2 protein-coding genes are annotated in these 10,976 nt (G+C 33.0%); both read right to left on the bottom strand.

Annotated elements, in window-relative coordinates:
• Positions 1-123: 123 nt before the first annotated feature.
• Positions 124-8,646: a DUF5776 domain-containing protein gene (locus C7N44_RS07395; RefSeq protein ID WP_105957279.1), complete on the bottom strand. Its 8,523-nt coding sequence runs from the start codon at positions 8,644-8,646 to the stop codon at positions 124-126.
• Positions 8,647-8,815: 169 nt separating this feature from the next.
• The coding region (locus C7N44_RS07400; RefSeq protein WP_157945070.1) for a DUF5776 domain-containing protein at positions 8,816-10,976 on the bottom strand (2,161 nt) is incomplete at its 5' end.

Raw genomic sequence — 10,976 nt, forward strand, 5'->3', positions numbered from 1 at the left:
TTTGCTTATTAAAAAGGGTGATACAATCACCATATAATTATAAGATTGGTAATATAAATTTAAGCAATAAAAAAGAGTTTATCTAACAATTAGATAAACTCTTTTTTGAATTAATTTATTCAGTTAACGTACAGTTTCAACAATTGTCTTGTTGCTTGAAATATACTTGCCGTCACCAATATAGAATCTGGTAATGCTACCGATATTTTCTACTCTCTTAACACGAATTGTTTTGTTCTTGTTAAGCTTCTTAACAGCAGTCTTCTTATTGAAGTGCTTGCTATTGTAAATGAAAGTACCTTGTGGCTTAATTACACGGATTCTTTGGTTTGGCTTAGTTTCATTACGTTGGTAATATGCATTAGCAACATAATCGCCACTAGCAGTGACCATTCCACCGCCACGAACAATATATCTAGGAAGTCCAGTCTTAGAATAAGTGATACCTTCTACCTTAAATACATGAGAAGCGTATCTTGGTGTCTTCTTATATCCCTTAATACGACTAGCCCTAGTAAATTTAGCATTAGAATGTCTAAACATACCCTTTAAGTTGTAAATATATCTTGGCATTCTACGTGCTAATTCTTTTCTATAAGCCTTAGTATAAGCATTAATATATGCTTGTGAATGCTTGCTACTTAAGTTAGTTGGATAAATATGTGACTTTCTAGCCATTTCATATCCAGCTTTAGCACCTAGATTGTTTTGACGACGATTTTCTGTCTTAACAGCTTGTTTATAAGCATATGAATATACGATACCTTTATCTACTAAATCATTCTTACTGTTTTTACTATCTTTAGCAGAACGTTTTGCAGCATCAATACCTGCTTGGTAACCAGTATAACCATTCTTATAAGCAGCATTACCGTTAGGGTTTGCTTGTGATTTGTCTTTAGCATCATTAATACCAGCCAAGCCTTGCTTACCAGCATCATAACCATTGTTGTAATACTTAGATCCATTTGCATTAGGATTCATATTAGCAACAGCGGCTTTAAATCCTCTATCAGTATCAGCGTAGGCGTTTTGATATGCATTTTGTTGATCTTGATCATCAAAATTCTTCTTAGGAAGATTATTATCTAAAAAGTCTAATGATCCTGCAGCGGCTGCACCATTATCGTTATTATTTGATGAAGGTGCTGGAATATCATTTTGTCCTTGTTTAAAGGTATTATCATAAGCAGCTTGATATGCAGGATTATTTACATAATCAGCATCTTTAGATGCATCAGGTGTTTGACTACCACCATTTAATCCAGCATTGTAACCATTGTATGCACCTTTATATACATCAATATATGCTTGTGTAGCTGAAGTAGGAACATCATTTGGCACAGAAATCTTAGAAGGATCTAACTTTCCATCTGTTCCTTGGTTCTTATTACTCTTTGAATCATTAACTGCATTCTTAATTGCTTCATTAGCTACATTAAATCCATTAGTAATATCTTTATCAGTACTTGGAGCACTCTTATCACCCTTAGCTGCTGATTTAATACCGTTTAATAAGTTATTAGCTAATTGTGCACCTTTATTATATGCATCAGATTGAGTATTTGGATTAGATGAAGCCTTAGATTTATCCATTACAGAATTATAACCATCTTTACTATCGTTAAATCCTTGATCATATAATGATTTTTCTGCTGATTTTTCTGGTTTATCATTATAAGGATTATCAGATGTAGCATTTGGATTGTTTAATAAGCTCTGAGATCCATTATTAGCAGCAGATTTATCAACATTATATGCCATATTGTAAGCCATTTGATATTCAGGTGATTGATTAGAATTATCAGTTTGCTTACCATCTTTAACATCTTGATATGCTTTAGCAGCTGCAGTATATCCAACCTTTTCTTTATCATCATTTAATGAAGGATTAGTTACTTGGTCAGCTGTTTGCTTAGTTGGATCAGTTGACTTTTGAGCAGCTTCATAGCCTTGCTTAGCGGCTTTTGCTTCATTAAAACCTTTATTATATGTTGATCTATCAGGATCTTGTTGATATGGATTCTTATTTTCAGTATCATTAGCTATTCCAGCGGCATAACCTTGTTGTTCAGCAAATGCATTATTTTGTGCTTTGCCTTCAATGGAAGTATCGCCTTGTGTCTTACTTCTTGCTGGATTAACTTGATTTACATTGTCTAAATTATCACCATTAACTTGATCAAAGAAATCTTTGGCTCCAGCTGCTCTAGATTTTTGCATATCACCAAATGCATTATTGTAAGCATTTTGATATTCAGATGATTTACCAATATTACTATCTGATGGGTTCCCATTAGCACCATCTTCATATCCAGCTAAAGCTCCATTATATGAATCAGGTTTCTCTGTATTTTGTGCACCATTTCCAGCAGCATCTTGTTGAGCACTAGTTTTATTTGATTTAGCAGCCAATCCTTTGTCATATGCCTTAGCTTCTGGGGAACCATCAGGATATGGATTCTTCGTTCCATTAGGATATACGTTTTGATTTGATCCACTAGAATTTAGTCCAGAATCATATGCTTTTTGATTATTATATCCTTGATTGAATGATTGAGCATCTTCATTAGAATTAGGATCAACAGTTTTACCATTTGTAGAAGCATTACCATTCTTATCAGCAGTATATTGTTGTGCACCCTTATTCATTTGTGCAGATGCTTCAGCATATGCTTTTGCATAAGATGATTGGTAAGCAATTTGACCTTTATCATCTAAATTAGATGGCATCTTATTAGAAGGATTAAATTGGCTTCCAGACTTAGCATCAGCAAAACCTTGTTTAGCTCCATTAAATTCTTGAGAACCATCACCATCTTTATTTTGTTGGGCAGCTTGATAACCATTTCCATTCTTGTTGGCATTTTGTCCAGCTGCATATGCATCATTTTCACCGTTAGTTGATAATGTTTTTTGAGTATTTGGATTATTATAACCATCATCATATGCTTTTTGATTGTTATAACCTTGATTATATAAAACATCAGAACCTGAAGGTTGCAATGGTGTCTTGTTGTTTAATTTATCATTTAAATATTGTTGAGCACCATTAGCAGCATCTTTTTGAGCTTCTTTATTAGCATCTTTATATGCCAATGAATTTGTATTAACAGATGTTGATGGCGTATCTCCAGTATTAGCACCAGCTTTAGCTCCCCAGTATGCATTTACATAATCTGGATTTGTTGGGTCTTTAGGTCCATGAATATTAGAGTCTTGTGCATCTTTATACCCACTATCCTTTGATTTTGCTGCATTTGCACCAGTATTTGATGCTTCGCTTTCATCATTTTTATTGTCAGGATTTTCATAAGCTCTTTGAGCATCAGTATGACCCTTACGATAATTTCTACCATAATCAGTACTATTGTCTGGATTAGTATCATTATTATTTAAGAAATCATCAGCACCTTTTTGTTGAGCACCTTGATCAAATGAGTTTGTATAAATAGGATTATTATTTTGTCCAGATTCATAATTTGAAGTACCATTATATCCTTTTTGTGCAGCATCATAAGCAGTTTTATAATATTGAGGATCTACATTGCTGCCTTCTGGAACATCAGAACTGTTAACTGAAGGAGACTTCTTTGCATCACTAATTCCGTGTTTAGATCCCATGCTTTGAGCACGAGCAATATCATATAATGGAGAATTATTTGGGCTTGGTTTATTAGTAGTACTTTGATCAGATGTAGAACCATCAATTAAGCCTCTAATTGTATCTTGATAGCCTTGTTCATCTTTGTGAGTATTACTACCAGGTAATGTTTTTACTCCATTATTATAAAAATCATTAATCGCATCTTGATAGCCCTTTGCTACTTTACCAGCCTCATCATATCCTGATTTTTCATTATGATCACTAGGTTCTGCAGTCTTATTGGGTGAAGATTGTAAACCTTCTTGATAGCCTTTTTGAGTATTACTATATGCATTAGTGTAAACTGATTTTTCAGCATTGGATAATGATGGTGTAACATCATCTGGTTTAGAAGGTTTCCCTTGTAAGAAATCATTGTTACCAGCATTATTTGCTTTATTAGCATTTGCTTTGGCATTATTATATGCGTTTATATATGCACCAGAACCAGATGGTTTACTATCATCACCTTTTTTAACTTTGGCAATTGCATCAGCAACCCCATTATATGCAGCTTCAGAATCTTTAGAATAAGAACTTCCACTAGGATAATTACCATTTTGAGGATTACCATTGTTTTCAGCACCATGATAACCATCATACGCACTATTAGCTGCAGCAATTCCTTGTTGACCTTCAACATTATAATTACTATCATCATTGATTAGTTTCTTATCTGAACTAGCATTTATCGCATCACTATAACCCTTTTGTGCATCACCGTAACCGTTATTATATAAACTACTATCAGAAGCACCAGAACTGTGAGAACCATTTTCTTGTCCATTCAAGAAATCACTGGCACCACGTTGAGTATCATAAGCAGCTTGGGATACTTTATCAGGATTACTTAACTGATTATTATTGGTAGCATTTTGTTTTGCTTCATATGCACCATAATATGCTGATTGATAAGTTAATGCTTTAGGAGTTCCAGCATTATATCCAGCAGGTAATGATACATCGCTTGAACTATTGTAGTTTGCTCCAGAAGTTGCATTAACTGCATCTTTTTTAGCTTGTTGAGCAACACTATATCCTTCTTGTTGAGTATCACCACTGGCAGGTTTGTTTTGACTATTAGCACCATCTACATATGCATTACCATAGTCTGAACCATCATTTCCATTAGTTTTTAGTGAATTCTTAAATTTAGCTTGGGCTTGTTCATAACCACTATTGTATGAATTTATATAACTATTCTGAATATCAGGTTGTTGAACAGATGAATAAGTAGTGGTCCATTTTGAACCGTTTGTGTGGTTTTCAATATTTGATTTTTCAAATGCTGTATTCCCATCAGATGAACCTGCAGCTTGAGCAGATTGAACAGTAGGAGTAAATGGTTGCGTTAATTTAACACTATCGGTACCAATTACATCATCAGAAGGTCTTATAGGATTAGATAAAGCATTAGTAAAATTATTTGTTCCATCACCATTTATACTCTGTTTTTGACTAGTTACAGAATAGTTTGCCAAAACAGTAACACTACTTGGTTTATCTGTTAATGGATAACTAAATTTAATAATGTCTCCATTAGCATTCCCACTATCTATACCGTTATCTTCTAAGTTTATAGCATCAGTATAAGTGTTTGTACCATACTTATTCAATCCTTGAACTTGCTTAATTGAAGTGTCATTAGAGTGAGTCAAGTTTTTAATAAAATTACCATTAGAATCATATAAAGATAAAGTACCATTTTTACCAAAATCATTACTTTGCGGACTTCCATTTACATTTACGTTAATATAAACTTGTCCTTTGGCATCATGAGGTACATTACTCAAAGATAAAGCACCATTTAAGTCATATTTTCCTTGATCATTTTGCGGAACACTAATCTTATCTCTAAAGAATACATTAGGTGTAGCTGTAAAAGATAAATATCTAGTACTGGTAGTAATTTTACTACTATCATCATTAACTAGCTTACCAGTAGTAGGGTCAATATATTGAATGCTGTTACCCGATGAACTACCTGTGGGAACAACAACTTCATAGTATGGACCATTATACTTATCACTATTCCTTGGTGTATCTCCAGTATCATTTTTAATGTAGTTTACAGAATATGCAGTTATAGGATTACTAAATAATTTACCTTGCCCTAATTGACCATTACTTTGTTTATTAATTTGTAAAGTTACATTATTACCAGGATTATCTATATTAAATGAACTGGAGTTATTTAGCAACGTAGGATTACTACCAGTTCCATCTGTAGATAAATCTAGATTACCTCTATTAGTAATATTTAAACCATTTGATGATAATAAAGCATTAGAAAATCCACTCAAATTATGACCATATATCTTAAGTAATCCATTATCTCTTACATTTAAAGTACCCTTAATAGTATTAGCATCATGATTCAAGTATCCATTATCATCTATATTTAAAATACCACCATTTATATTAACAGAACCGCTTTCAATATCTAAACCTGTGGCTAAGCCTGATGAACCTGATTGTGTAGGAACAATATCAATCTCAGCACCAGGATCAATAGATAAACTCCCAGTGTTTAAATATATACCAGTTGGATAAGTATTATGTTCAGCACTGTTACCATTATATTGAGGTAATAATTTCATATGTGAATTATTCTTTAATTCAACATTACCGGTAGTATCCATTCCAATTTCCAAATTATTTCCATCGACTGTACTACCATAATACCTACTCCCATTTTCCATAGTAAGTGTACCAACTTCAAGATTTTCCTGATTGTTGTTTGAGCCTTGAATACTATTAGCGGTAGAAAATGGAGTTTTATAACCATTTACGGTGAATATATTCAAATTATTTTCAACTGATACATTAGCTTTTGTAGCATTAGACATTTCAGCACCAATATATGTTAAATTAGAGTATTTTAAATTACCATAAGTCTGTATTTTGAATGAACCCCAGTAATCATTACCATATATAGTAGCAAAATTTTTAACGGTTAGATTAGGCATACTGCTATTACCTTGGTTAACAGAAATTGTTAATCCTCCCATATCAATAATATGGTTTTGTCCATCATAAGTTAACTTAAAGTTGCTTACTTCAGGGTTAATGTAAGTATAACCCCCATTACCAGAAGTATTAGTCTTGCTAAAATCTAAATCATTTAAGATTTTAATATTTTTAATAATATTATTACTATTAATGGTACCACCTGCTGACTTGTATGATTGGCCAGAAGAATCAGGTATTTGAGAATCATATCCATAAGCAATAACATTATTCATTTGAGTTGGATTAGAAATAAATGCTGTACCAGACTGAACTTGTTTTATTACATCCTTAAATCCAGATAAATAATTAGAATCTTGATTGCTTGTTGATGGATTAAAACTAGATGGATTTGTTTTCAACATATTATTACCATCGAATTGTTGTCCTATTGCATCTTGCGCACCTCTATATGCTTGATCATAAGCATTTTGTGAATCATTAGTTGGTGTATAAGAACTATTACCAAATTTTCCAGTCCATCTACCACTTTCAGCATCTACAGTACCTTGATGAGCTAAGAAATAAGTTATTCCCTGGTTGTATTCTGTAGTTTGATTGCCATCCACAATGGATTCTGATTCATTTTGCTTAGTAGCATTAGGATCTTGGGGAATGATGACTTTAACATCACCATTTTTTTGAATACTAGATTTCCCACTATTAAAGAATGAATCAACTGAACTAGGATCATTACTATTATGATCAGTATAATCTTGTACTCCTTGAGTTCCAGCCTTACTATTAAAGCTATTGTAAGATTCCCAAGCATGTGCTACACCATTAAATCCATCTGAATAAGCTGAAGTATTATTAGTTCCTGACATGCTAGGAACAAAAGATGCATTTGAACCATTTGATTGTGCTGATTGGATTTGACTCCATGCATCATAAGCACCATTATTTGCTTGATATTTTGGATCATTTAACAAATTAGTAAGCTTACCAGATTGAGTTTCTGCATCCTTATATTTCTGAGAAATTTCATTAGCAGCATCATCTATAGATGTTTTTAAACTATTAAGATTATTGTATGAATCTTGTTCTAATCTCAATTGATCACTATCAAAATCAGCTTTTTTTGAAATATTATTAGTAGTAGCTGTACCATAATTGTTTTTATCACTAATATTGTTTCTATTATTCTGAATATTTGTGTTATCAGAATCTGCAGAGGCAGCATTAGAAGATATAGATGAACTGGATACTGTTCCATTATAATCTGCCGATGCATTATTATAATCATCTTTTATACTATTATATATATCAGTTACACCAGAACTACCATTAGAGCCAAGTGCTTGATTTCTGTCATTAGCATTACTTGCAGCTGTATAGTCATCTTTAATTTTATTGAAATTACTTGTTGCACTTTCTTTACTATTTTGTATATCGTTATTATCTGCTGATGCTGAATTAGCTATATCTGCAGCAGAGTTTTGGATACTAGCATCACTTGAAGCATGATCAGTATCCTGTTTAGCAGAATGAGCTGTTGCTTGAGCTTGGGTAGCATTTGTACCTTCAGCACTAGTGTTTAATCCATTACGTCCAGCATTTGATCTGTTAGCAATATAACCGCTAACAGCGTTAGATTGATCGCTTATGGTATTAACACCATTGCTTGCAACAGCACTATCTTCATTTATTTGTTGATTAGAGGCATTAGAAAAATTACTTCCACTTTTAATTGTATCAACATTTTGCTTATTATTTGTTGCTGAAGTTTTATCATTGTCAATAGATGTTTGTGCTTTATCTACAGAATTAGTAGCATCTGAACTAGGTGTATTATCAGCTGGATCTCCAGAATTAGGAGCAGCATGTGCCACTACTTCACTTGTAGGTTGATTCATAGATAGAGTTCCACTTACAGCGAAACCACCTAAAACAGCTAAAGTAGCAACAGATGCGACAACCCATTGCTTTTTAACCTTTCTCATGACTTTTTTGTCATTTACTTTATTAAATTGATTTTTATTATATTGCAATTAATAACAACTCCTTTTCTATAAAATGAATTGAAACAATATTACATAATTATTAAATTATCATTAACAATTAAATTGTATTATACATTGAATATTTTTTTCAAATAAATAGCTTAAAAATAAGGTCTATGGCTTTAAACCATAGACCTTATTTTAAATTACAATGACATTAATTTATACGATGAACAATCTTCTTGTTGCTTGATAGATACTTACCATCTCCTAAATAGAATCTAGTAATATGACCTGATTTTTCAAGCTTCTTAATATGAACAATTTGTCCAGTGTGTAGATATTTAACCTCATTGTGACGATCAAAGTGCTTATTATTATAAATGTAAGTACCATGATTACGAATTACACGAACTTTTTGATCATGTTTCTTCTCACTACGTCTGTAGTATAAATCAGCGATTGATGATTTAGCAGCACTGATCCAACCGCCCTTAACTCTAAATACTAAGTGACGACCAGGAGTAAAACCATAACCATATACTCTAAAGGTATGACGATTACGAAGACTTGTCTTTATATACTTAGCGTTCCTAGTTTTACGGGTTAAAGTAGGTTTACTATGACGATAAATTTTCTTTAGATTATAAACATAACGTGGAATATCACGCTTAATAGCTCTTATATATGCTTTCATATATGCATTCTTATATGCTTTAGAACGACCTATTAATTTAGCAGGTGAATCAAGGGCACTACCACGTTTATATCCAGCACGAGTAGCACGAAGAATTTGATTTGATTTGTGCTTAATATTCTTCTTAGACTTCAAAGAATTACGATTCTTATTAGCTGCATGAGTTTTCCCATTGTTATAAGCATCGTTATAAGCTTTCTTATAAGAATTATTCATTCCACTATCATTACGTGCCTTATTATTATGACCATCCTCATATGCATCATAACCACTATTATAAGCATAACTACCATTATTATCACGAGGGATTCCACGACTAGCATCAGATTCTCCTCTTTGATAATTTTTAGCAGCTTGATATCCATTATTATAACTATTATCTGTAGGATTCATATTAGGCTTATTATTTATACCATCATTAAATCCTTGTTGTGAACGATCGTAACCATTGTTATATGCTGCTGAATGGTTATTTTCATTATTAGAATTACCGTTAATAAAGTTATTACTGCCTTTGTCTTTATCTGAATTAGATGGAGTGCTTGGAATATAGGAATTATTTGAATTGTTTGAATTAGTATATTTATTATATCCATCATTATTAGCTGCTGAATTAGACTTAGCGGTTGTACTACTATTATCACCATTTTTACCAGCATTGTATGCATTTTGTGCTGTATTATATGCATTCGAAGCTGTTGAATCTCCAGCATATTTAGATGCTGAATTACTATTGCCTTGTTCGGCATCGTGGATACCATCTCGAGTAGCTGATCCAGCTTTATTTGCTTCTGGACTATTCTTTGCATTTGCAGTATCAGTTTTTCCATTTAAGCCATCATTATAAGCTTGTTGTGCTGTATTATATGCATTTGAGGCTGTTGAATCTCCAGCATATTTAGGTGCTGAATTACTATTGCCTTGTTCGGCATCGTGGATACCATCTCGAGTAGCTGATCCAGCTTTATTTGCTTCCGGACTATTCTTTGCATTTGCAGTATCAGTTTTTCCATTTAAGCCATCATTATAAGCTTGTTGTGCTGTGTTATATGCATTTGAAGCTGTTGAATCTCCAGCATATTTAGATGCTGAATTACTATTGCCTTGTTCGGCATCGTGGATACCTTGTTCATAAGCTTGACCTGCTTGATAGGCTTTGTTCTGTGTTGTGTCTGGTTCCCTTCGAGCAGCTTGTTGATTACTATTTAGTCCATCTTGATATGCTTGCAAACCATTTTGGTATGCTTGCTTTTGACCTTCGGTCCAAATAGTTCCTGGACGATAGTCTTTATTGTAGGCACTAGCAGAATTATTTTGTGCATCTGTAACATTATTAATACCACTTTCTGCATCTTTCACTGCTGCTCTAACTGCACGTCCAGTGTTATAGGCATCACCTTGATTATTAGTTTGAGCAGTTGCAACATATCCTTCATCATCAGCATATCCTTTATTAAAGGCTTCTTTAGCATTACTATAAGCTTGTTTCTGCTTATTAGCTGCATCCGTTGAAGCACCTGTATCTCCTGGGTATTTACTTTGATGACTATCAATATCATTACTTGCAGCATCATCGATTCCATCTTTAGTAGCTTGGGCTACTGCCTTGGCATCGGCTGCTAATTTGTTCTTAGCATCGATTCTACCTTGGATGTATGATTTGTAAGCGTCATCATATTCT

It is taken from the genome of Apilactobacillus quenuiae, from assembly GCF_002994005.1.
Classification (GTDB): domain Bacteria; phylum Bacillota; class Bacilli; order Lactobacillales; family Lactobacillaceae; genus Apilactobacillus; species Apilactobacillus quenuiae.